The 22184-nt window shown below is 66.0% G+C and carries 13 protein-coding genes and 3 pseudogenes; 6 read left to right on the top strand and 10 right to left on the bottom strand.

Annotated elements, in window-relative coordinates; all coding sequences use genetic code 11:
- Nucleotides 1-588: 588 nt before the first annotated feature.
- Nucleotides 589-717 carry a hypothetical protein gene (locus ACZ7LV_RS05545; RefSeq protein ID WP_471935924.1) on the top strand — a complete coding sequence of 43 codons (129 nt, stop codon included), beginning with the start codon at nt 589-591 and terminating at the stop codon, nt 715-717.
- Between the two features lie 19 nt (nt 718-736).
- Here the strand turns inward: ACZ7LV_RS05545 and ACZ7LV_RS05540 are convergent, their stop codons facing one another.
- Complete coding sequence (locus ACZ7LV_RS05540; protein ID WP_471935922.1) at nt 737-1249, bottom strand: AAA family ATPase; 513 nt, start codon at nt 1247-1249, stop codon at nt 737-739.
- 379 nt (nt 1250-1628) lie between these two features.
- Between ACZ7LV_RS05540 and ACZ7LV_RS05535 the strand changes: the two are divergent.
- Nucleotides 1629-2484, top strand: a pseudogene (locus ACZ7LV_RS05535) (IS630 family transposase); the annotation flags it as partial.
- Here the strand turns inward: ACZ7LV_RS05535 and ACZ7LV_RS05530 are convergent.
- Together ACZ7LV_RS05530 and ACZ7LV_RS05525 are read right to left on the bottom strand one after the other, a co-directional pair.
- Nucleotides 2412-3185, bottom strand: a pseudogene (locus ACZ7LV_RS05530) (IS110 family transposase); the annotation flags it as partial. The pseudogenes ACZ7LV_RS05535 and ACZ7LV_RS05530 overlap by 73 nt on opposite strands.
- 524 nt (nt 3186-3709) lie before the next feature.
- Nucleotides 3710-4147: pseudogene (locus ACZ7LV_RS05525) on the bottom strand (ATP-binding protein); the annotation flags it as partial.
- A 160-nt stretch (nt 4148-4307) separates the two neighbouring features.
- Between ACZ7LV_RS05525 and ACZ7LV_RS05520 the strand changes: the two are divergent.
- Entirely contained in the window at nt 4308-4820 is a 513-nt protein-coding gene (locus ACZ7LV_RS05520; protein WP_471935920.1) for a hypothetical protein, read from the top strand.
- 4 nt (nt 4821-4824) lie between these two features.
- Here ACZ7LV_RS05520 and ACZ7LV_RS05515 read toward each other — a convergent pair whose 3' ends face one another.
- Nucleotides 4825-5094 (bottom strand): hypothetical protein, encoded by a 270-nt coding sequence (locus tag ACZ7LV_RS05515; protein WP_471936158.1) that lies wholly within the window; start codon nt 5092-5094, stop codon nt 4825-4827.
- Here ACZ7LV_RS05515 and ACZ7LV_RS05510 point away from each other — a divergent pair.
- The gene (locus ACZ7LV_RS05510) at nt 5000-5461 is read left to right on the top strand and encodes a DUF4231 domain-containing protein (protein WP_471935918.1); all 462 of its coding nucleotides are present in this window, start codon (nt 5000-5002) and stop codon (nt 5459-5461) included. The genes ACZ7LV_RS05515 and ACZ7LV_RS05510 overlap by 95 nt on opposite strands.
- A gap of 101 nt (nt 5462-5562) precedes the next feature.
- On the opposite strand, the gene ACZ7LV_RS05505 is transcribed toward ACZ7LV_RS05510, so the two are convergent.
- The 5 genes from ACZ7LV_RS05505 to ACZ7LV_RS05485 form a co-directional block, all read right to left on the bottom strand.
- Entirely contained in the window at nt 5563-7674 is a 2112-nt protein-coding gene (locus ACZ7LV_RS05505) for a zinc finger domain-containing protein (RefSeq protein ID WP_471935915.1), read from the bottom strand.
- A gap of 76 nt (nt 7675-7750) precedes the next feature.
- Complete coding sequence (locus ACZ7LV_RS05500) at nt 7751-8092, bottom strand: hypothetical protein (RefSeq protein ID WP_471935912.1); 342 nt, start codon at nt 8090-8092, stop codon at nt 7751-7753.
- A 778-nt stretch (nt 8093-8870) separates the two neighbouring features.
- Nucleotides 8871-9227 carry a hypothetical protein gene (locus tag ACZ7LV_RS05495; RefSeq protein ID WP_471935909.1) on the bottom strand — a complete coding sequence of 119 codons (357 nt, stop codon included), beginning with the start codon at nt 9225-9227 and terminating at the stop codon, nt 8871-8873.
- Between the two features lie 912 nt (nt 9228-10139).
- Nucleotides 10140-10418 (bottom strand): hypothetical protein, encoded by a 279-nt coding sequence (locus ACZ7LV_RS05490; RefSeq protein WP_471935906.1) that lies wholly within the window; start codon nt 10416-10418, stop codon nt 10140-10142.
- 77 nt (nt 10419-10495) lie between these two features.
- Nucleotides 10496-16624, bottom strand: coding sequence for an RHS repeat domain-containing protein (locus ACZ7LV_RS05485; RefSeq protein ID WP_471935904.1), 6129 nt, complete (start codon nt 16622-16624; stop codon nt 10496-10498).
- A 438-nt stretch (nt 16625-17062) separates the two neighbouring features.
- Here ACZ7LV_RS05485 and ACZ7LV_RS05480 point away from each other — a divergent pair, with 438 nt between their 5' ends.
- Nucleotides 17063-20107, top strand: coding sequence for an FG-GAP-like repeat-containing protein (locus ACZ7LV_RS05480; RefSeq protein WP_471935902.1), 3045 nt, complete (start codon nt 17063-17065; stop codon nt 20105-20107).
- A gap of 289 nt (nt 20108-20396) precedes the next feature.
- Here the strand turns inward: ACZ7LV_RS05480 and ACZ7LV_RS05475 are convergent, their stop codons facing one another.
- Complete coding sequence (locus ACZ7LV_RS05475) at nt 20397-20630, bottom strand: hypothetical protein (RefSeq protein WP_471935900.1); 234 nt, start codon at nt 20628-20630, stop codon at nt 20397-20399.
- 170 nt (nt 20631-20800) lie between these two features.
- Between ACZ7LV_RS05475 and ACZ7LV_RS05470 the strand changes: the two genes are divergently transcribed.
- Nucleotides 20801-22141 (top strand): hypothetical protein, encoded by a 1341-nt coding sequence (locus ACZ7LV_RS05470; RefSeq protein WP_471935898.1) that lies wholly within the window; start codon nt 20801-20803, stop codon nt 22139-22141.
- The last annotated feature ends 43 nt before the right edge of the window (nt 22142-22184 follow it).

The raw sequence follows: 22184 nt of genomic DNA, 5'->3' as shown, positions 1-22184 counted from the left end.
GTACAGGACGCCGATGTCCCCATCCGTCCCCCACGTACTCCCCACGAACCGAGCCGCCACGGCCCCGGCCAGCAATCCCGCCCAACGGGCGAAGCGGTCCGCCGACGACGCGGAAGGCACCGTGTCGACTCCACTCATGAACTCCCCCAGTTTCTCCAGCTTGTATCAGGTAGTCAGTACAAGATGAGACCAGCCACACGCTTGTGTCAAACAATTGACACAACCCCAAGCCAGAGCTGCCGGGCCAAGTTCGCCGTCGACAGCTCGCGGCGTTGGCCGGGCTTTGGCTGGAGTGTGCGGTAGCGGAAGGAGCCGCGTGACGGCCGGGCGCGAACAGGGCGCGGACGAGCGGGAGGTCAGTGCTGCCCCGCGGGCGCGGATGAGTGACTACCAGACGAGGGCGGTCAATGCCCTGATGAAGGTGCATGCGGTCCTCGCCGCCGCCGGGCTGGAGCCGGATGAGGCGGACGAGTTGGTCTGCGTGCTGGAGGCCGGCGCGGTGGCCGGGGCGCACTGCTGGGTCGGGGAACTGGCCGGCTGCGCCCCGACACTCAAGGGGACGTATATGGGGAGGGCTGGGACGGGGGCGTGGGCCGGGCGTTGGAGGTGCTGGACTCCACCGCCGACAGCATCTACCGGCAGCGCGGACACGCACGCGTCAGCAGGTCGCTGCTGATCGGTGGGGAGATTCTCCGCAACCGGCAGGGGACCGCGTGAGTCCCGTGCTCTGCTGCGTTCACGGGGTGAGGCGGTGCCAGATGAAGACGCAGCTCTCCAGGCTGGCGAGTGCCGGCCGGTGCAGTACCGACCGGATCTGCTCGGGTCCCACCAGGACGACGGGCATCCGGCGTTCATGCTTCTGGAACAGGCTCCACAACCCGTAGACGTACTGCAGAGCCTCGGTCCGCAGCAGATGCGCGTCGCGTACGACCACCACCGGCTCGGGGAGCCGCGCGAGTTCGGTTTCCACGGCCTGCTGCGCGACGGCCAGCCGCCGCGGCCGGACACCGAGGTGCAGAGCGCCGTGCAACGCGTTCAGGAGCGCCGCCATGTTGCCCGGCGCCGCGGTCGTGACCACGACCGGGTCGGCGCCCCCATGGCGGGTGAGAGCAGCCTCCACGACGGCCACAGCCGGGACGTCTTCCGGAGCGATGACACACAGCAATGCTCGGGTGGCAAGGATGTGGCCCACGTTCTCCGAAAGCGCCTCGAACGCCTCGCCGGACACGGCGATGGCGGCCTCGCCCATGCTCTCTCCCTGGGAGTGTGGCGTACGGGACGCCACCCAGTTCAGCACGTTCCCAGAGCACAGCGACGATCTAAATCTCATCACGGCGCTCAGCGACCGAACTCGTTCGTGACGTGAGCAGCTGTGCCTGCCGGCACGCAGCGTTCGGTGACGGGGTGACCTTTCACGCGCAGGATCGTTGGGGACATCGCGCATCTCCCCGTTATGCGTGATTGGGGCCCGGGCGCACCGGCGTGATACTGCCCTGGCCCGCATTGCGCTTCAGGCTCCTGGTGGGCGGTGGACGGCTTCACCGAGCGCGGCCCCCAGGGCTTGCCGTATGTCGTCCGGCAGCTCCCTGCTCGACGGCCAGGCGACGATACTCCAGTAGCCCTGGAGTGTGAGATACACGCAGGGCGGCGGGTTGACCGACGCCGGGAGGGCCGCGCGGGAGCGGATTCGGCTGGAAGCCGTGGAACGCTTCGAGAGCGGGGGGGGGAGAGTCGGGAGATCGCGGCCGCGCTGCGGGTGTCCGAGCGGTCGGTGGAGCGATGGCGCCGTCAGTGGCGCGAGAGCGGCAGGGCCGCGGTTCTCTCCAAGGGATCGCCTGGGCGCCCGAGGCTCGGCGGAAAGCAGATCGCCAGGCTGGAGCAGGAGTTGGAACGCGGGCCGCTGGTCCATGGCTGGGCGGATCAGCAATGGACGCTGGCGCGGGTGAAGACGCTGATCGGCCGGCTGTTCCACGTCTCCTACACGGTGGAGGGGACGTGGCGGCTGCTGAGGCGGCACGGCTGGTCGTGGCAGCAGCCGGCCCGTCGGGCGATCGAGCGCGACGACGATGCGGTGGAGCTATGGAAGAAAGAGGTCTGGCCGCGGGTAAGAGCACCGCGGCGGCATGCAACGGCTGGATCGTCTTCGCGGACGAGGCCGGGCAGTCGATGACGCCGCCGCGTGCCAGGATCTGGGGCCGCGTGGGGCGCACGCCCGTCGTCCGCGTGCGCGGCCGGGGCTCTGGCCGTGTCTCGATGGCGGGCATGGCCTGCTACAGGCCCGGTGAGCGGTCTCGGTTGATCTACGCGATCCGCGAGTACCGGGGCCGCAAGGGCGAGCCGAAGGGCTTCACCTGGCGGGACTTCCGGGATCTCATCGTCCGCGCCTGCATTTGGCTCGGCGGGCCCATCGTGCTGGTCTGGGACAACGCCCGCATCCACCTCGTGCCGCCGCTGAAAGAGTTGACCATGCGGCGCCCGACGTGGCGCTTCTTGCCGGACGCGCGGGTGACGGGGGCGGAGCCTGCATAGGCCTTCATGCCACGTGCGTCGGCGAACCGCTGGCGGTCATCGCCGATCTCGGCCAACACCCGGGCGCCGAGCTGGACCCCGAGTCCGGGGAAGCTCAAAATGACTTCAGCGTCCGGGTGTTGGACAAAAGACTCCTCGACCGCCTCGGCAAGCTCGTCAGCAGCGAGGCAGGCGGCTTCCAACTGTCGCAGGAGGGCGAAGGCCTGCTTGCCGAGCGCATCTTCGACCAGCTGCGGCTGGCTCGCGTAGTCACCGCGTAAAATCTCGCGGAGCCGGTCGGCCTCGGCTTCGATGCCGCGGCTACGGCCAGCGCGTTTGAGGGCGGACCGGAGCTGGGCCCGTGTGAGCCGGGCGGCCCGGCCCGGGGTGGGGGCGAGCTTGAGCAGTTCGCGTGCTTCGGGACGACACAGCCCGTTGGTCCATCCGGCGACGGCGTCCAGGGCGGCGGGATAGTACTCGCGCAGCAGCGAGCGAAGCTGGTTGGCGATCTGCTGCCGGTTCCAGGTTGCGTCCTGCTGGGCGCGGGCGAGGACGGCAACGGCGCGTGCAAGGTTGGTATCGGCCTGCAGCGGCCGGTGCATGGGCATATCGGTGCGCAGGATGTTGGCCAGCACCAGAGCGTCGCCAGGGTCGGACTTCTTGCGGGAGACGCCGTGTGTCGGCGTACGGACTTCTCTCCCCAGCTGCGTACGGACGAACGTCCCCAGTTGTTTCTGATCCTGGTGCGCCATGCTGGCTCCATGACAACTAAGGGGTGGGGCATAGCGGCCGTGGCCTGGAGCGTGCTTGCTGTGCTGTTTCTGGGGATAACGGTGTCAGCCGGGGCTCTCGGGCTCGTGCGGCTGGGACTGGCTGGGAACGAAGTCCGGGTTCGTCTTTCGCAGTGCCGGCTCGAAAGCAGTCGAAGTGGAAGCCACGTCGAGTGCTCTGGCCGGCTTGTGGGCGACGTGAGCATGAACACCGTGACAGTGCGTTATGACGGCAAGCAAGGGGGCGTAGTGCCCGCGGCCCGAACGCCGTGGGGAACCTTTGAGGTGGTGGACAAGAGCTTCACATCGTGGGGGACGGCAGTTCTGTATCCGCTCCTGCCTCTCGTTGCGACTGCGGTGACGTCCTATCTCGCGTTGAGATCCGGCCGTCGAGGGAAGAGGCAGACCGCGCCAAGCGCCTCGTGAGACCTCTATGCCACTTCCGTCTCTCGCTCGATGGCCTTGAGGCGGTTCTTCAGCCGGTAGCTGGGGCCGTTGATGGAGATCACTTCGCAGTGGCGGAGGAGGCGGTCGAGGATGACGGTGGCGAGGACCTCGTCGCCGAAGACCTGGCCCCATTTGCTGAAGGTCTTTTTCGAGGTCAGGATGATGGAGCCCTTCTCGTAGCGCTTGGAGATGACCTGGAAGACCAGGTTCGCCTCGGCCCGTTCGAAGGGCTGGTAGCCGACCTCGTCGACCACGAGAACGCCGGGCCGCAGGTAGGTGCCGAGCTTGCTCGTCAGCCGGCCGGCCGCCTCGGCGGTTTTGAGGTTGCGGACCATGTCGTCGAGGCTGGTGCAGTAGATCGAGTAGCCGGCCCGGCAGGCCGCGACGGCCAGGGCGACGGCGATGTGCGTCTTGCCGACCCCGCCCGTTATCCGGAGTTCGAAGATCCTTTGATGGCTGCTTCCCAGTTCGGGATGCTGTTGCGATGGCTGTAACGAGCCCGAGGCGGCGCGTTGTCGCGGCCTTCTGGTGGTCTGTTGTTTGGTGCCGTCCTGGCGTGGCGGTGATCGGTTAGCATCCGGCATGGCCACGCACTGGAAGAACAGTCCTGAGCGGTTCGCGCTGATCCTTCGTCGTCACGGACTTGACCCGGATGCGGTCGGCGACGTTGCGCGGGCCTGGTCCGCGTTCCAGGAGTTCGTCCAGGAGCAGATCGATGGGATTGAGCCTGCAGAGGATGACGGCGACGGGTTCATCGTGCAGTGGGGTCGGTGGAGTTGGAACGATGACTGCCCCGCACTGGTCTTCACCAGGCAGTTCGCGGCGAGCGACGAGGGTGACCGGGATGACGAGTTCTGGCAGCCGCAGCGCTGGAACGTAGAACTCGAGCTGTTCTTCGCTGACGCTCCAGCCTGGGCCGACCTGGGCGGTATGGCCTGGACCGACAGCATGGGCTTTGACTTCGATCCCATCGGTCCTGAACGGGCCGCAGCGCTGGTCCAAATCGCCACGTTCATCGAGTCGCTTCCGCAGGTCAGCGCGATGTGGCGGGCGATCCCGGTGGGTAGCTCCCTCAGGTTGGAACGCGCGGACTGATCTATCAGCAGGGTTCCTGCTCCTGAGGTCTGGTCGTGTCGCGACCGCGACGGTCGAGTTCACGGCGGAGGTCGAGGTTCTCGCCGTGAGCTTGTTCGAGCGCGTCTCGCAGGGCCTGTACTTCTTCTCGGTGCTGCTTCTTCAGGCGGGTGATCTGACTGGTCAGCGCGAGGACGAGGGTGCTCTGCTCGTCGGTCGGAGGTGCCTGCACGCAGTACCAGGCCGACAGCCGCAAGTACCGGCGGATCCACAACAGCCTGCAGACCCTCATCATGATCGGCTCCGCGTCCACGACCACGATCGCGGCCCTGGACACCGGCAAGGAGCTGACCTGGCAGAGCGTCACCCTGACCGCCATCAGCTTCGCCATCACGGTGGCCGCAATGTTCACCGGCTACTACAAGTTCCGCGAGCGCAGCTACTTCCTCCAGCAGACCGCCGACGCCATCGAGGAGGAGGCCAACGCCGTCCGGCTCGGCATCGGCCCGTACAGCGAATACGGGCCCGGCCAGGAGGACGAGGCGCTGAAGAAGTTCACCCAGCGCGTCGAAGACCACCGCAACGAACAGCGGCGCCGCCAGCAACAACTGGACCAGCCCGCCGACCAGGCAACGCCCTCCAGCCAGCCGCCCGCGGCCTGATAGCGAACCGTCTGCCTGAGTCGGCGGCCGCGGCCCTCGAGGATGTCCCGCAGCGCCTTGTGGGAACCGGCGGTCAGCGCGCACTCGGCATCCGGCTTGCCTCAGTCCCACAGTTTGCGGGTGAACTCCTTCGCCCATTCCACCCGCTCCTGGTGCGGACCGTGGGGCACGCACGGGGAGTTCGGGCCGGCCTGGCACTTTGGGCAAGTGACCTCTCTGGCATGCCAGGTCCGCGCCGCCGAGGTCGCGGTTTCCTGCGATTCCCGCTCTCTCCTGCGCGGCCGGGGAGGCCGGGGTTCGGCCCGGGCAAGCGGCGGGGGCACGACGTCGACGGCTTGCTCCTGGCGTTCGTTGCGGGCGACCTTCTGCTTCTCGCCGGGGCCAATGCGGTCGTCGCTCTGCAGGACGCGGCGCAGGCGCTCGTCGTGGGGAAGCTGTCGCCTCTCGCTGAGGCCGACGCGATCGTCGTTGTCGCACAGCTGGCCCGGTCCGGCGTGGCATCGCGGGCACGTCATTCGGTACCAGTCGCCGCGTGGCACCTGATGGTGCAGCCGGGCCGTGGTCTTCTTGCCCGCCTCCTTCTTCTGGCCCTCCCGGTCGACCTTAGGCGGCCGCTGCTGGAGCGGACGATCAGGGTTGGCTTCACCCTCGCGCGTCTCCGAGACTGGCCGTATCGGCTCGGCAGGGTCCTCAACCTCTTGCCGAGCCTTCTTCTGTTGCCGGGCCATCCTTTCGGCTTTCCGATCATCCAGGATCAGCTGTAGCCGCTCGTTGTGGCCGTCCATGCGCGGCTTCCCGCTGCTGGGCCCCTCGATCAGCACACAGTCCTTGCCCTGCTGCGCGTTGCAGCGCGGACAGCTCCGCTGGATCCAGTACCGCCGCGCCACGCACAGCTGCTCCCGCGGCCCCAGTGCCACCCGCTTCTTCCAGACCTCCACGCGCCGCGCTTCACCACGGGTCAGAAGTTCCCCGGCCAAGGCCGCGGACCGCAGGAACTCCTCAACCTGAAGGCGCAGGTAGGGCGTGTACTCGTCGTACCTGCGAAGGCGTTGGAGGGCGCTGCGAACCCGAGCCGCAGCCCTTTGTGCTTCCTTCTCCGTGTCAGCTTCCGCTTCGACCGCGTCCCGCGCGAGGTCGTCCAGGCTCTCGAAGTACGTGGTCGCCCGCTCGTAGAGGGCGGATTCGGCGTCTGTGCGGTCCTCAGATGCCGTCGCATTGACGCGTACCAGAAGCCTGCGCACCCGCCCAGGCTTCTGATACGTGACCGCCTGCTTCAGGTTGTCGAAGAGCTTGCGGCGCTCCTCGTCCTGCTCGACCAGCCAGACCCTCGCGTGGCGAACGGCAGCCCCGAGCTGCCCCTGGAGCTCCTCGTCCACACCGGTCAGATCCTCGATGTCCGCGCACACCTGCCTCACCACGGGCACAGACTCGATCCGACGCGCATACACCAGCCGGCGCAGCAGGGCCTGGGCGCGTGCCTCCGGCTCCGGCACCTTCCGCGCCTTGCCGGGCGACCACAGCGATGGGCGCGGCGCTGTGCGGGCCTGAACGATCTTCTCAACGGCCGGCGTCGACAATCCGCGCTCCGTCATCTCGCATTCGTCCAGGGCGAACCATTCGATTGGCCGGGCAAACGCCTCGGTCCCGATCTGTACGTGGCGCGCGGTGCCCACGCTGTCCAGGCGGATTCGGTGCACGTACCAGCGGCGGATCAGTGTGTCGCGGTCGACCGGCACCATCGTCCCGAGGACCGGCTCGACACCGTCGTCCCACACCGGCGTCACCGCCTGGTCCAGATGCACTCGCATAGTGCCATGCCGCCAGCGCACATCCACGATGGACCCGATCGGTGCGCCTTCGGTGCGGGTGTACTCGAAGGTCGCCTGTTCCCCGCGGCCCGCGAGCCAGGCCGAGGCCGCCGAACGCACATAGAGGTGGTCCGCACTGTCCACGCCGTGGGAGCGGCGCCCGCACACGTGCGGCAGTCCGTCCGGGTCCGGGTGGTGTGCGAAATGACAGGCGCGGTCCGTGTACAGCTTCGTGGTCAACTGGCCGCCGCAACCGCCGAGCAGAGTCCCACACCAGAAGGAGTCGTCCTCGTAAGCACGCCGGAATGCATCCAACTCGATCGCTTCCATCGGCAACATCAACGGCTCATCCGAGTCCGCCCCGCCGAGCACCGCCGTCTGGATCCGTCGCCTGTCCGTGCGCACAAACTCCCCCATCCCCACCCGCCAACACATCCTGTCACCAGCCGAGTACACCAACCAGATCGCCTCTCGGCTCGACTCAGGCCGTACGCCCCAGCTGTGATGCCCTCGCCGCGCTGCCGATCACGCCGTATCCGGCCTGCCCCTTCCGGGCAGCGCGCTCGGCCCGGGCCCGACGCAGTGCGGCCGCCTCGGTGGCCGCACCCTGGCGGCGGCGCTCCAGGCGCACCTGCTCGATCGGGGCCGTCACATCGTCCACATCTGGCTCGGGGACGGCCCGGCGACTCAGCTCCCGCATCGCTGCGGCCTGCCGCTCCACCGCCTCCGCGATGCCCGGGTCCACGCGGGACGGCCGGGCCACCTCCTGGTGCGCGGCGAGCGTGCGGCGGTAGCCGTCCGAGGCGGTCTTTCGGGTCCGCACCGACCTGCAGACACCCCGACGGGCTGCAGGCCGGCGTCGGCCGACTCGGACACCTGGACCGGGCCGGCGCGAGGATCGCGGGGCGCGGACGACCGTGCGGCCCGCTGGCTCGTTGGCGGCCGCGATGATCCGGGTCTGCTCCAGGGGGCCTTCGTTGCCCAGGCTGATGACTCCGGGCACACGGTCAGCCGACCGGAGCCGGCGTCGTACGACACGGCGGCGGCGTGCCCGGCGAGCTCGGGGGCGATGACCGCCTACCGATCCCGCAGCGTCGCGCTGGCGGCCGGGAGCTTCCAGGCCTGCTCGGTGACCAGCGCGCCGATCGCGGCACCGAGCCCCATCGACTCGCGCCCATTGTGCCGGGTCACCCGGGTCGTGCGTGGCTTTGGCTGCGCCGTGCGGCTGGCGCCGTTCTTCTGCGCCGCAACCTTGGCGGCGCGTCCGAGGCGGCCTCAAAGAAAGTTGACGCGTTGCTGTGCCCAGATTTTGACGATTAGGTCAACGTGCGATTACAGCTACGAGGTAGCGGATTACGGCAGCGGAGGGCAGGATCACGAACATCCACCCGACGATCTTCGCTATTCGAGCGACATCACGTCTACCTCCACTATTAAAGAAGTCTGCTGTCCCTCGAAAATTCGTCACCAGACTCAACCCGATTAGAACGAACGGCACAGCGAGGGTAACCAGCCCGAGAAGCCCCATATTCACCTGCTCTTCCCTGCCAGGTCAGCACACCAGGCAAGCACTTATGACAAATTCCGGTACCGAGGACATGTCAGCGTGCGGTGAGCGCCATCCAGAGTGCACCCGAACCTATTGTGATCGAGAAGAGAATTAGAGCTGCGTCCGCGTACCTGCACCACGTCCAGGACACCTGTGCGGCCGCGTGTTCACCCCCTGGAGTGCGGGCGAACGAGAGCCAGTCGCTGATAGTCCGCTTTGTTTTGCTGCTAGTACCCCTGAAGTGGTCCATAAGAGATCCGGCGAATGCGGCCACGAAGACGTTCGACATTCTGCCCAGGGTGCGCAATCTCAGCTCTTTGTGCAGGTAGATTCTAAGACTACCGTTGTTGTCGACTTCGACGTCACGGATTGCATTTGCCGGGATGTTGTAGGTTCGAAAGTAGTTCACGACGGTCAGCGTTTCTTCATGCAGGATTACTTTAATGCTGGCACCTCGCCCGAGCGCTCCCGCGAGCCCTAGATATACCGGTATCCCTTGCCATCCTTGCCGAAATCCATGTGCCATTGTCACCGAAGATATTGCAAAAGGGAAGGATACTCCCCAGACCAACGAGGAGCACCCAGGCGAATATCAGCATGCCCGGGCGCCTCAGTACAACGTCACCTTTTACATTCATCACTACCCTTCCCTAACGTATAGTGTGCATTATTTAGAGCGGCGTCGAGGCCGAACCCGTGGATTTATTGCAGGTAGTGTCCTCAAATAGAAAACCGACCGCCCGCTAAGTCATCAAAACTCGCAGATACCTGCAACCAAGTCCCATCAAGAGAAAGCCGTTCTGCATTCATCACGCGTGAATACAGAACGGCCACATCGAGACGCACTACTAAGCCATTAACGCCGACTGCGACGACTAAGACGACTAAGAGAAATTCCCAGACATATAGCATAGGCCGCGGAATTTTGGTGTCAAGTAGTGCGGGAAGATACGAGTACACAAGGAAAACGGCAAGTATCGAGGCGAAACCATTCTCGACCGTATGCTGGAGCTTCCCGAGCGACACGCCAGTCCTTACGCTCCTACCTAACTATCGTGCCGGGACGCACGGATCTTGCAGCGGCGGTCACTCTCGCGGGGTGACGATGAGCATCACGAGCCACTCGACGAGTGCTGGGGCAGGTCGAGTACCGACAGGATAAGGAACCATCAGGTTTCCAGGGCCGGCGAGTCGAGACTTCGAATACTTCCCCCAACAGCACCGGGGCCCTGCCTGTTTCCACCCTCAGGCCCTCACCCGATCGGCGGCCACTGAAAGGACTCAGTCGCGACCAGCGTGATCACGATCTACAGCTGACACATTAAAACCACTTAGCATTGCCTTTTTGTCGTTGTCCTTTACCCCAAGCGAGACCGATTCCCATGAGTATCACACCAACTCCGATAAACCAGTAGTTGTCCAGCAAAATTCCGCCCATCAACGGTAGAAAGCCGAGCGGCATCAGCCAGCGAAACCACATGCCCGGCGGCAACCGAAGAGAGTCCCACACAAATAGCGACAGAAGCCCGAGCATAACAATCACCCCAACAAGGGGAATTCCACCAGAAGTGATATTTGCCCCAAAATAGACCGCTTTCATCGAGACTCCAATCAGGCACTGCGGCCTGGGGTGCAAGCTCGACACCCCAGGACCCACAAGTTGGATGTGTGCGTGCGCTACCAGCCTAGCGTTCCCCATACGAGGGCGCTGGTCTGCTGGTATAGGCGGCTTTGGCCAGCTCGGGTGGACACGTTGTAAAGGAAGGGTAGACCACCCTTAACGAATAGCGCCGGCTCTCTCACTGCATTGACACGCCAACCCACAGTATCGAAAGCTACGCCACTACCAAAGGCCAGCCAGTCCTTAGTTCCTCTTTCGCTCTGGGCAAGGTTGATGCTGCGGTTCCCGACGGAAAGAGCGAACGCCGTTGCAGCTACGGGAGCGCAAGCTCCCGCCGTGCCGACGGTGCATGCAACAAATGCGGCACCCGCAGCGACTTTCACGATATTCCCCCGGTTATCCCAAACCCAATCTGCGGCACCACGTACAGCATTCCCAAGTTTCGATTCCTTCGTATTCTGCCAAGCGTTACCCCAGTTACCCTTCTTGATACTGCCCCAGATGCCATCTTTGCGACGCTGCGCCTCTTCGGCTTTCTTCTGGACGTTAGCCTGAGGCTTTGAATTCGCTGCCTTTTGCTGCTTCTTGTAATAGCTTGACTGGTAGTAGGAATTCCAAGAATTGTTGTAGCTGGCAAGTTTTTGCTTGTACTTCTTGGTTGTGCGCCCGTTGCGGTCGAGGTAGCCGTAACTCTTGTAGGCGTTCTTCATGACTTTGGAGTTGCCGTAGCCCTGGCCGGTGAAGTCGTCGTAGATCATCCGTCCGTCGGGGTCGGATGCGGTGACGGGTCGGCTGTTGGCGTAGGCGTAGGCGTTCATCTGCAGGGGGTCGTTGATGTCGATGAGTGGGTCGACGGAGATGAAGGTGCCGAGGGTGGGGTCGTATTCGCGGGCGCCGAGGTGGGTGAGGCCGGTGGGGTCGCTGGTGCCGCCGACGAAGGTGCGAGTGCCGGGCATGGTCTCGCTCTGTTCGGAGCGGAGCTGGCCGAACGGGAGCTGGCGGCGGCGGGTGACGGCGAGGGTGGTCATGGCGACCGCCGCGCTGGCGGTGCCTTGGTGGTCGTTGAGGAGGAAGGAGAAGCCCTTGCTGGTCCTTACGGCGATGGTTTCGCCAGCGTGGGTGTAGTAGCGGATGCCTTCCTTGACTCCTGTGGGGGTGACCTTGAGTTCGTTGTCGCCGGGCAGGGTGAGGGTCTGGGTGCCGTCGGCGTCGCGGGCGATCATGCGGTTGCCGTCGGCGTCGTAGAGGTAGCTGGTGGTCTTGCCTGCTTCGGTGAGGGTGGCGAGGTGGCCTTCGTCGTCCCAGGTGAGGTTCTGGGTGCGCGCTGCGATGGTGCGGGTCTTGGTGTTGCCGGCCGCGTCGTAGGCGTAGGTGCTGGTCTGTCCGTTGTTGGGTCCGCCGCTGATGGTTGCGGTCTGTGGGGCGTGGGGGGCGGTGCCGCCTGCGGGGTTGTGGGTGTAGGTGGTGGTGGCGCTGGTGCGGTGGTCGGTCAGCTGGGTGCGGTTGCCGATCGCGTCGTAGGCGTAGCTTTGCCAGTAGGGGTCGGGTCCGCCGTTGGTGCTGCTGGTGGCTGCGGTGTTGCAGTCGGTGGTGGTGGTCCAGGCTTGGGTCAGGCGCTGGAGGGCGTCGTTGGTGAAGCATTGGGTGTCGACGGTGCGCTGGGTGTCTTGGCCGCTGGCGGTGGTGAGGCTGGTGACGTTGCCTGCGTCGTCGTAGGTGTAAGTGGTGTCGTCGATGCGCTGGGGTGCCAGGTCGCGGTCGGAGGTCTGGCGGGTGAGGCGGCCGGTGAATTCGTCGTAGTCGCGGGTGAGGTAGACCTTTTTACCGAGGGTGCCGAATTCGAGGCGGTTGGCGCGGGAGAAGACGTCGTACTGGGTGGCGTTGACGAGGTTGACGGCTCCGGCGGTGGTCTTCTGCGGGAGGCTGAGGTGGCCGTAGATGGTGGTCTGGCGTTCGCTGGGGAGGTTGCCGACGGCGGGGTGGCGGATCCATTCCTGGGCGCCGGTGTAGGTGTTGTAGCCGAAGGTCCAGGTGTACGTGCCGGCCAGGGAGCCCGCACCTGCGGGAATGGTGACGGTGCTGGTGGCGGGCTGGTAGTCGTCGGTGTAGGCGGTGGTAGCTGTGGTGTAGGCCTGGCCGTCGATGTAGCGGGTGCTGGCGGAGGGCTGCCCCTTGGCGACGGTGTCGTAGGTCCACTCGGCGAGTAGCGTGCTGCCCTTTTTCAGGGTGCGCTGGCGGCCGAGGTCGTCGTAGCTGGTGGTGAGGGTGATGCCGCGGGCGTCGGTGACGGCGGTGGGGTTGCCGAGGTTGTCGTAGTCGGTGTGGGACTTGCCCTTGTCGGGGTCGTCGGCGTCGGTTTTCTGACCGCGGGCGTCGAAGGTGTAGTCCCAGGTGTTGCCGGCCGGGTCTGTGACGGTGTCCGGTTCGTCGTACTTGCCGTAGGTGTAGCGCGTCGTTTGATACTCGGTGCGTGCGGCGTTTATGTATTGCAGCCGTTCGGTGGTGCGGCCGCGGACATCGGTGACGGTCGTGGTGGCGGTACCGCCGGTGGGCGGAATGACGGTCGTCCGGTCACCGGCGTGGACGGTCTTGGTGCGGTATTCCTCGTCGCCGTAGTGGCGGGCGATGGCGTCGGTGACGCGGCCCTGGCCGTCGTAGAGGTTCTCCACCATGGCGGGCACCGTGTTGTCGGCGGCTCCGGTGAGGTCGGCGGCCGGTGCGCCCTCCGCGTAGTAGGCGCTGTATGCCTTGTGCGGCAGGCCGCGGCTGTCGTAGCGGGTCTCGGTCACGACCCGGTTGGTGGTGCCGTACGCACGTGCCTGGGTCGCGCGTTCACGCAGCAGACCGTCGTAGATCTGGAAGCTGGTGACGTAGGTGCCGTCGTGCTGCAGCGCCTTCGTCGCCACCGCGTTGGGTGCGGTCTTGGAGATCGTGTACGTGAATTCGGTGCTGGGCTGGTCGGGGTGGTCGGTCTTGGACCAGCCCGCCTTCCACACCTTGAGGGTGCGGCCGAGGCCGTCAAGGACCGCGTCGGTGCGCTTGCCGTTGGCGTCCACGGCGGCGGTCGTCGCCCCGCGTGTGGGGTCGTAGTGGGTGGTGACCGTGTGGTTGAGGGTGTTGGTCTCTGACTTGGACAGGGGTGCTTCGATGGTGGTCGGGTTGTAGGCGGTGGTGCTAGTGATGTTGGCGGCGTTGGTGTCGGTCAGTTCGCGGCCGTGCTGGTCGTAGGTGTGGCGTGCGGTGGTGAGGTAGCCGGTGCCCTTGGCGTCCTGTTCGTCGAGCCGGGTGACGTCACCCTTGGTGGCCGGGGCGTCGAGGCTGGTGGCGCCGTCGTAGTAGTAGCGGGCGACGGATATCAGGTCGGCGGGAAGTGAGGGTGTCTTGTCGCAGGCGACCGCGACGTTCCTGACCTCCTTGGGCAGGTCGAGGATGCCGGTGGAGGATGCGGCGTAGGAGGTGGTGGTGCATTCCTCGTCGCCACTCTTGGCGAGGTCGCCGAGGTCGGACTCGGTGAGGACCTTGCCGTGGCCGTCGAAAGTCCGGATGACCTGGGCCGCGCGCCAGCCGGTGCCGACGGCGGTGCGGGTTTTTTCCTGTGCGGTGCCGGTGGCGTATGCCTCCAGTGCGCTCAGGCCCGTGCGGGTCTGGGTGGCGGTGGCGGCGGAGCGCCAGGGTGTGTAGCTGACGGTCTTTTGCACGGTGCCGCCGTGCTCGCTGTAGATGGCGTGCTCGCGGGGCATGCCGGCGAAGGCGGGGTGGTCGGTGACTTCGTTGCCTTCGTGGTCGGTGACCTTGGCGCCGGTGATGCCGCGGAAGTAGCGGTGCTCCTCGAGGGAACGTGTGCCCTCGATGGGGGATCCGGTGCGGACCTGGACGCGGCCGAAGCCCTCACGGTCGCCGTAGGTGAGTTCGGCCGGCTTGGTGAACTCGTCCTCGTCTTTGCCCCAGGCCATGCCGCCCAGGTAGCTGTAGTCGGTCTGCTTGATCGGTGCGCCGCCGGTGTTGTCGCTCTCCAGGACCTGGGTGGCGACGTAGGTGTGGAACCAGTCCAGGTAGGGCTCGTAGTCGGAGGCCGGGGCGTCCGGGGGTGACCAGATGACGGGGTAGCAGCGGCGGGTGTTCGACGCGGGTGTGGGGACGTCGCCGGCCTTGCAGTCGGTCTGGGAGTAGGTGACGCCGATGGTGGAGCCGGTCTCGGTGTTGATGCCGTAGACGCGGTAGCGCGTCAGCGGAGGTACCGGGTCGGGGGATCCGCCGGTGGTGGCGCCTTCGACGCGGTTGGGCAGCTGCTGGCCGCTGAAGGTCACTGCGGGCATGGTGAGGTCGCCGGTGCCGGTGTGGCCGGTGCGGGTGATGGACGACAGCCACAGGGCGGGGTCGGTGCCGTCACCGGTGGGCGGGAACTCGTGGGTGAGTTTCCAGGTGTCGACCGGCTTGTAGGTGCCGCCGGTCAGGATGCTGGTGTCGACCTGGGTCAGGCGCTTGCGGGTCCAGAAGGACGGCGAGAACCGGTTGGTGCATTCCTGGCCGGAGGCGCAGTGCCGGTCGAAGGGGACGTCGGGCCAGTTCTTGGCGTGTGCGGAGTCGAAGGTGCCGCAGTCGGCGAGGCAGCGCTCGTCGACGGTGAAGGAGACCTGACCTGCTGCTTTCTGGGTGTAGACGGTGTTGGAGCGCAGGCCGTAGTCGATGTGGTCGAGGTAGCCGCCGCGGTCGTAGACGGTGGCGGTGGAGGCGCCGGTGTCGGGGTTGACGTTGCGGCCGTAGTAGTTGGCTTCCTTCTTCCAGTAGTAGGCCGTGGCGTCGCCGTGCGGGGTGACGACGTAGTCCAGGTTCCACCGCCAGGCCTGCTGGCACCAGGAGTCCTTGTAGGCGGTGGCGTGGCACGGCTCATCGTTCTGGTTGCCGAACACGGGGACGGTCCAGGTGGAGTTGGTCTCCGTCTTGCCGGTCGAGTAGCCGGGCAGCCGGTTGTAGCCGAAGTGGTACTGGGTTCCGTCGGGGGTGGTAACCAGCCAGTACTCGCCGTTGTTGTCGCCGTTTTCGCGGGCGGTTTCGGCGAGCTTCTCGACCTTGGTGCCGTCGTCGTCCTCCAGGTGCCACTCGCCGGAGTCCTTGTCCTTGACCAGGACACTGGACTGTCCGTTCAGGGTGAGGACAGCGTTGTCGGTCTTCCAGCACTGGTCGGCGCTCTTGGCTGTTCCGTTGCTGCCGGTGGTGTCTTCCGAGCAGGCGATGTAGCGCCGTTCGATGGATCCGACGCCCAGTGACCAGCCGTCACCGACCCAGTTGGCCTGGTTGTTGGTCGCAGCGGTGCGCCCGTCGACGGCCTGGGAGCTGTAGGACAGGCTAAGGTCCGGGCCAGGGCCGGCGGCTACTCCCGGAGTATCGAGGTCGTAGCTCCAGGTGAAGGCACCGCTGGAGCCGCCCGCGGACCAGGCAGCCGAGGGCGCAAGGGGGCTGGCTTTGAAGTCGCCGCCCGCGCCTGACGCCGCGGCTGTCACTGCCAGCAGCACCGTGCCGGGAGCAGCAGCCATACCGCTGGCCGACCGGGCGGAAGGAGCCGACGCGACCGGCGCGGAGGCCGTAGCCGCAGGGGTCGAACTCGGCAGGTTCACCACGGCGCCGACGGTGGCGTATTCGTTGTCGTTGCGGGCGGGCAAGTCCGTGGCCTTGCTGCAGGCAGTGCCGGCCGGTGCGGTCAGCACGCAGGACGGCAGCTGCTTGAGCGTCAGCCGGGATGCCCAGTCCCCACCGTAAGCGTGACGGAAACCCGAGTAGTCCACCTCAACGTTGACAGGGCCGGCAGATCCGTCCGCCGAACGGACGGCCAGAACCACACCGTCCACCCCAAGGGATTCCGCCGTCGCACGGCTCAGAACCTGCACCTGGGCGTTACTGGGGCTGGAGGCTTTTTCAGATTTCCGGGTGCTTTTACCGATGCGTATGGAGGGGGTAGCAGCCGCTGTTCGCCCAGCCGCCGGAAGGGCAACCGTCGTACTGCCGGCACTCGGCCATATCGCCCTCGGCGCGGCCTGTGAAGGGCGCGTCTGGTCAGGACGGCTAATTTTATGTGGCTGGATTTCCATGGTCGGCACGGGTTCGGGCTTACGCAGCTCACGCAGCGTCAGTTCCGCTGCCGCGGCTACCGGTTCGGTAAGCAGGCCGATGGCCAGGTAGCCGGCCACGGTGACGGCAACACTGCGCACCAGACGTCTGCGGCGCCGCAAAGAACGAGCTTGATGGGCAGCCCTACCCGGCAGACCGGACAAAATTCCCCCCCTGGGAAGTCGTCAGGAACTCGATCTGAACGTAGATCAACGGGAACGTAACACCGAGTTGCCGATCAGCGGCAGAGGGCGAACACAAATTCGCCACTCCATCTTTTCTATTCGTCCATAAAAATGGGTGTAAAAGACATGAAACCGCTCATTCTTGCAATTCGGTGATGAATGCGAAACCGGAATGACGGCACGCGGTGGAAAAGGCTTGTTCCGCGATCACTCCGCTCTCTACGGTGCGTAGTTGCATCGCCACCAGGGAGGGGAAACCGCACTGTGAGACTGGCTCACCGCAGCAAGAGACGGCTAAGCCGGACAGGTACCGCTGCCATCGCACTCGCCGCGATGGTGCTCACTCCGATCCAGCTGCTGCCCCACACCGCACGTGCCGCATCGCCGGCGCCCACCGCCCAACAGCCCGTCGCATCCATCGATGCCCAGAGCAGCACGGCACTCGCCGAGGCGAAGGAGACGGGCGAGCCGGTCGAAATCCTGGGGCAGCGCACGGAGACCTCGCAGGTCTTCGCCAACCCCAGCGGTTCCTTCACCGAAGAGCGCTACGCACTGCCCCAATGGGTGCGCAAGGGGCAGGAACTCGTCGACATCGACCCCACTCTGCAGGCCACCGCCGACGGCTTCCAGACCAGGGCCACCGAAGTCGGGGTCACCTTCTCCGACGGCGGCACCACCCCCATGGCCACGGTCAGCCGCGATGGCCGCAGCCTCGCCTTCTCCTGGCCCGGGACCCTGCCCGTTCCCGATATCGCGGGCGAGACCGCCACCTACCGCGAGGTCCTGCCCGGCGTCGACCTCAAGCTGCACGCCACCCCCACGGGCTTCGGCCAGGTCCTGGTCGTCAAGACAGCCGAAGCCGCCGCCAACCCTGCGCTGCAGCAGCTTGAGTACGGGGTCGACGGCGACGGCGTCGAACTCGAGGAGGACGGGGCGGACAACCTGCGCGCCCTCAATCCTGCCGGACAGGAAGTCTTCACCGGCCCGGCACCCCGTATGTGGGACAGCACCACCGACCCCGCCACACCGGCAACGGTGGCAGGGCAGACCCTCGCCTCACTCGCGGGCAGCACGGCCGCCGGCCCCGCGGATGACGGTGACTTCACCCCGCCCCCAGGCAGCCAGCAGGCACCCGTCCCGGTCGACACGGACGGCAAAACCCTGACGCTCACCCCTGATCAGGACCTGCTGACCGGCGACAACACGCAGTACCCGGTCTACATCGACCCGTCGATCAGCGGCTCAAGATACTCCTGGACCATCGTCGACAAGCGGAACCCGAACAGCTCCTTCTACAACGGAGCAGGCTGGATCAACTCCGACGGCACCAAGGGCACCACCACAGCCCGCGTCGGCTACGAGAACGAGACCAACGGCATCACCCGCTCCTACTTCCGCATGAACACCAAGAACCTCTGGAACACCAACAAGGTCATCACCGACTCCACGTTCCGGATCAAGAACACCTGGTCCTGGTCCTGCACCAAGCGGGTGGTGGAGCTCTGGCGCACCGGCGTGTTCGACTCCGCCACCACATGGAACAGCCAGCCCAGCAAGGCGTCCATGCTGGACAGCACGGACGACACAAAGGGCTGGGGATCGAACTGCCCGGCCGGCAACCTGGCCTTCGACACCACGGCGGCGGCCAAGAGCGCGGCCGCCAACCACTGGCACACCATCGCCCTGCTCCTGGAGGCAGCGGACGAGTCCGACGTCTACGGGTGGAAGAAGTTCGACGCCAAATCGGCCGTGCTGTCCACGACGTACAACACCGTGCCGAACGTGCCGACGGGACTGGACACCTCCCCCAGTTCCGGCGGCTGTGACACCGCCGCCCCGTACACGGTGATCGGCAACACCGACATCTACCTCACGGCCAAGGTCGGCGACGGTGACGGCGGGACCGTGCGGGCCGAGTTCCGGCTGTGGGGGTACAACGACCGCTCCGGCGGCGCCGAGATCTACAACGCCTCCGTCGCCGCGACGTCGGGCACCGTCGCCAAGGCGCGCGTCCCCAAAGCCACCCTCGCCGCGAGGGAAGCAGTGGCGGGCGGCGTCTTCGCCTGGAAGGTGCGTGCCTACGACGGCGACAACTATTCCGCCTGGACCCCGGCCACCACCTGCAACTTCGGCTTCGACTCCACCCGCCCCTCCAGCCCGCCCGGCGTGACCTCCACGCAGTTCCCCGACGGAAGCGACGGCTGGCCCACCGGCACAGGAACCGTCCGCACCGAGGGAACCTTCACCCTCAGCAGCGCAGGCGTCACCGACGTCAGGAAGTACGAGTACTGGACCGACTGGGACCTCACCGTACGCACCGCCACCCCCGCCGCACCGGGCGGACCGAAGGACGTCAAAGTGACGCCGACTTCGGCCGGCTCCCACATCCTGTACGCCCGCAGTATCGACGCCGGCGGCAACCCCTCCGACCGCACCGCATACCTCTTCTACGTCAACAGCCCCAACATCGCCGACCAGCCCGGCGACCTCAACGGCGACGGCAACAGCGACATGTACGCGGTGCGCACCGACGGCCCGCTGTGGCGGTACTCCGGCACCGGCGACGGCACCGTCAGCGTCTACTCCGTCGCCAGCTCCACCACCTTCGACGGCGCCTCCATCACCCACCGCGGCGACTGGACCGACGATGGATACGAAGACCTCATCGCCCTCCAAGGCACCACCGGTGGCAAAACGCTCCAGCTCTACCCCAACAACGGCTACGGCTACGCCTGCACCACCAGCGGCGAACAAGACCCCGCCGGCAGCGCCGCCTGCGCCACAGACAAGCAGGAACTCGCCGTCTACGACCCGGCGAACAACCACTGGCAAAACGCCGACCAGGTCATCGCCCTCGGCGACGTCGACGGCCCTCTGGACGTCGACGGCGACGGAACCACGGACGTACCCGGCTTCCCCGACCTCCTCGTCAAGGACGGCGAACTCCTCTGGCTCTACTTCGGAGCCGGCAGCTACCACCTCGACGAAACACAGGAACCCGTCCTCGTCGGGGCCCGCAGCTGGTCCGGCTACGACCTCATCGCCCCCGGCGATGTCGACGACAACGGCCACGTCGACATCCTCGCCCGCAACAGAACCACCGGAGACCTCTACCTCTACCCCGGCACCGGCCCCGCCGGCGAAGGCCTCGGCCAAGGCCCCACCCGCCTCCAGATCGGCTCCAACTGGGGCCCGACGAACCGGCCGCTGATCACCTCACCCGCAGACGCCGACAACAACGGCACACCCGACCTGTGGGTCACCAGCCCCGACACCGGAAAAGGCCTCTACTTCTACCCGACCATCACCACCACCGGCCACGGCACACCCACCGCCGTAGGCACCAACGGCTGGCTCGGCTTCCAAGCACTCAGCTAGACGAAACAGCAGCAAAAGTCTGCCGCCAAAGCGGGACGCCACCTCACTGCTGCCGCGCACCCAACGGTGCGCGGCAGCAGCGTCTGTCCAGTAGACGGCTCTGTCTCACATTCGGTGGTAACTCCTGGTGATCTCGAATACGTAAAGTGATAACCGCAGGTCGATCCATAGATGACGCACCCTGAGCCCGCGCGGAGTAGCTTCATGGGACGTCGCCCAGGACCCCGGGAGTGTCTCCCTCGGTCTGCAAGAGAGCACTTCAGGGCCGTTTCTGCGGTATGACTCTCTGTCACCACCGAATGTGAGACAGAGCCGTTTTTCTTACAGTCCCGTAGTTCAGATAGAGGGCGACACGGCCCGCGTAGACCCGTTCCGTGTTCGGCGAGCGGTCCTTGCTGCGCAACCCGGCCAGAAACGCACACGCCTCGGCATGCAGGTCGTAGGTGCGTTCGTCGGCCACCACCCACCGCTCCACACCAGTCACCGGAGAGACCGAGCACTCCGCCACATAGCTCTGCTCCACCCACCAAACACAACCAAGCCCCGTCGGCCACCGAGGCGCGGACCGTCAGACGGTCATACGGCCAGGTGACATCCACGCCAAACACGTCGCACAGGCCTGCGCACTATGGATAATCCCTGTGCCTGAGTTGCACAAGCGCCTGCAGGTAGGCGGTAAGTAGGGGGTGCTGGATGGGTTTTGAACTGCCCTCAGAGGAAGTCCGTCTGAGCACACTTGTCAGCCGACGTAATGAGATCGCTCTCACGCCGCCGTTTTCAGCTCCCGACGTGCTGCCCTTCGGACAGCTCTCACCACCCGTGTTCGAGCGTGTGGTCGGCGAGGTCATGTGGCTTGTCGACGGCATGAACGACATCCGCGGTTACGGCCGATCCGGACAGGACCAAGGCGGACTCGACCTCATCGGCAGGAAGAAAGGGAAGACGCACGTCTACCAGGTGCGCAGGATCGTCTCCCTCTCCGCGCCCGCACTCCGTGCCGCCGTCACCGACTTCACTGGCCCACCCCGCGCGACCACTCCTGAGGAGGGATGGTCCGAGCGACGGTTCGACGCGGTGCGCTTCGTTCTGGCAGCAGGGTGCGTCGTCGACGACACGAAGGTGGAGGACGAGCTCGTTGCCCTGAAGGAGGAGTACCAGGGCGACATAGAAATCGATCTGTACGACGCAGGCGCCCTGTCTCGGTTCCTGCGGGAGCGCCCGCATCTTGTCGCGGGCGTGTTCGGTCCGGAGTGGGCCAAGGCATTCTGTGGGGTGGAGAGCCCCCCGGTTCCGTCCCTGCCGCACGGGTATGCGCTTCTCAACGATCCGCTTGAGCACATGGGGCTGTCCGATGCTCTGCAGCGTGCCCAGCACCTCGCGGATACGGAACCTGCGCCAGCTGCCGAACTCTTCGGTGAACTGGCCCAGGAGCTGGAACGAGTGTCATTTACGGGGCATGCTGGCCAGCTGCGCACTCGGCAGCGCGACCTGCTGGCGTCTGCCGGTCAGAACGGTGCGGCATTCGCTGTTGCGGCGGAGCTGCTGTTGGACCGGTACGAGGCCGGGGACCGCGTCTTCCTAGAGAACCAACTGGAGCGGCTGGCTTCCGACGCTGGGGGCACGGCACCCGACACCTATGTGGTTTTGAAGGCGCTGGCGGACTGGTTCGAATACGGCTATGACCTCGCACCGGTGACCGCCGCCCTTGAGACTGTGGTCCAGGCCGGTGAGCCCTTGGCGGCCCGCTTGGTACTGGCGGTCATCGAGCAGATCGTGGTCGACGAAGATCCTGACGATGATCCGGCGGGGCTGTCCGATCTGGCTGCCGGACTCGTCGCTTCCCAGACAGGTCTTTTGCGTGTTCGGCTGGAATGCTGTCTGGCAGACCTGGCCGTCCGCTCCGGCCAGAGCCCGGATGAGGCCTATGCCGACCTTGACCGGCGTGCGCTGGGCGGCCGCATACCGGAACGGTTCGCGGTATTGGTGCACATGCGCCGCGGACGCGCCTTGGCCCTGGCTGACCTGGGAGACTAAGCCATCGAGGCGTACCGGCGCGCCGTACTGGCTGCGACGCGCG

The sequence above is a fragment of the Streptomyces sp. NPDC107562 genome, assembly GCF_055657325.1.
This window is presented reverse-complemented; position numbering and strand designations above follow the sequence as displayed.

Coding starts and splice junctions, on each gene's coding strand:
- ACZ7LV_RS05540 (WP_471935922.1), bottom strand. CDS start 1,249: ATGGGCGAGGCCGCCATCGCCGTGTCCGGCGAGGCGTTCGAGGCGCTT.
- ACZ7LV_RS05520 (WP_471935920.1), top strand. CDS start 4,308: ATGGCCACGCACTGGAAGAACAGTCCTGAGCGGTTCGCGCTGATCCTT.
- ACZ7LV_RS05515 (WP_471936158.1), bottom strand. CDS start 5,094: ATGATGAGGGTCTGCAGGCTGTTGTGGATCCGCCGGTACTTGCGGCTG.
- ACZ7LV_RS05490 (WP_471935906.1), bottom strand. CDS start 10,418: ATGAAAGCGGTCTATTTTGGGGCAAATATCACTTCTGGTGGAATTCCC.
- ACZ7LV_RS05480 (WP_471935902.1), top strand. CDS start 17,063: ATGGTGCTCACTCCGATCCAGCTGCTGCCCCACACCGCACGTGCCGCA.
- ACZ7LV_RS05470 (WP_471935898.1), top strand. CDS start 20,801: ATGGGTTTTGAACTGCCCTCAGAGGAAGTCCGTCTGAGCACACTTGTC.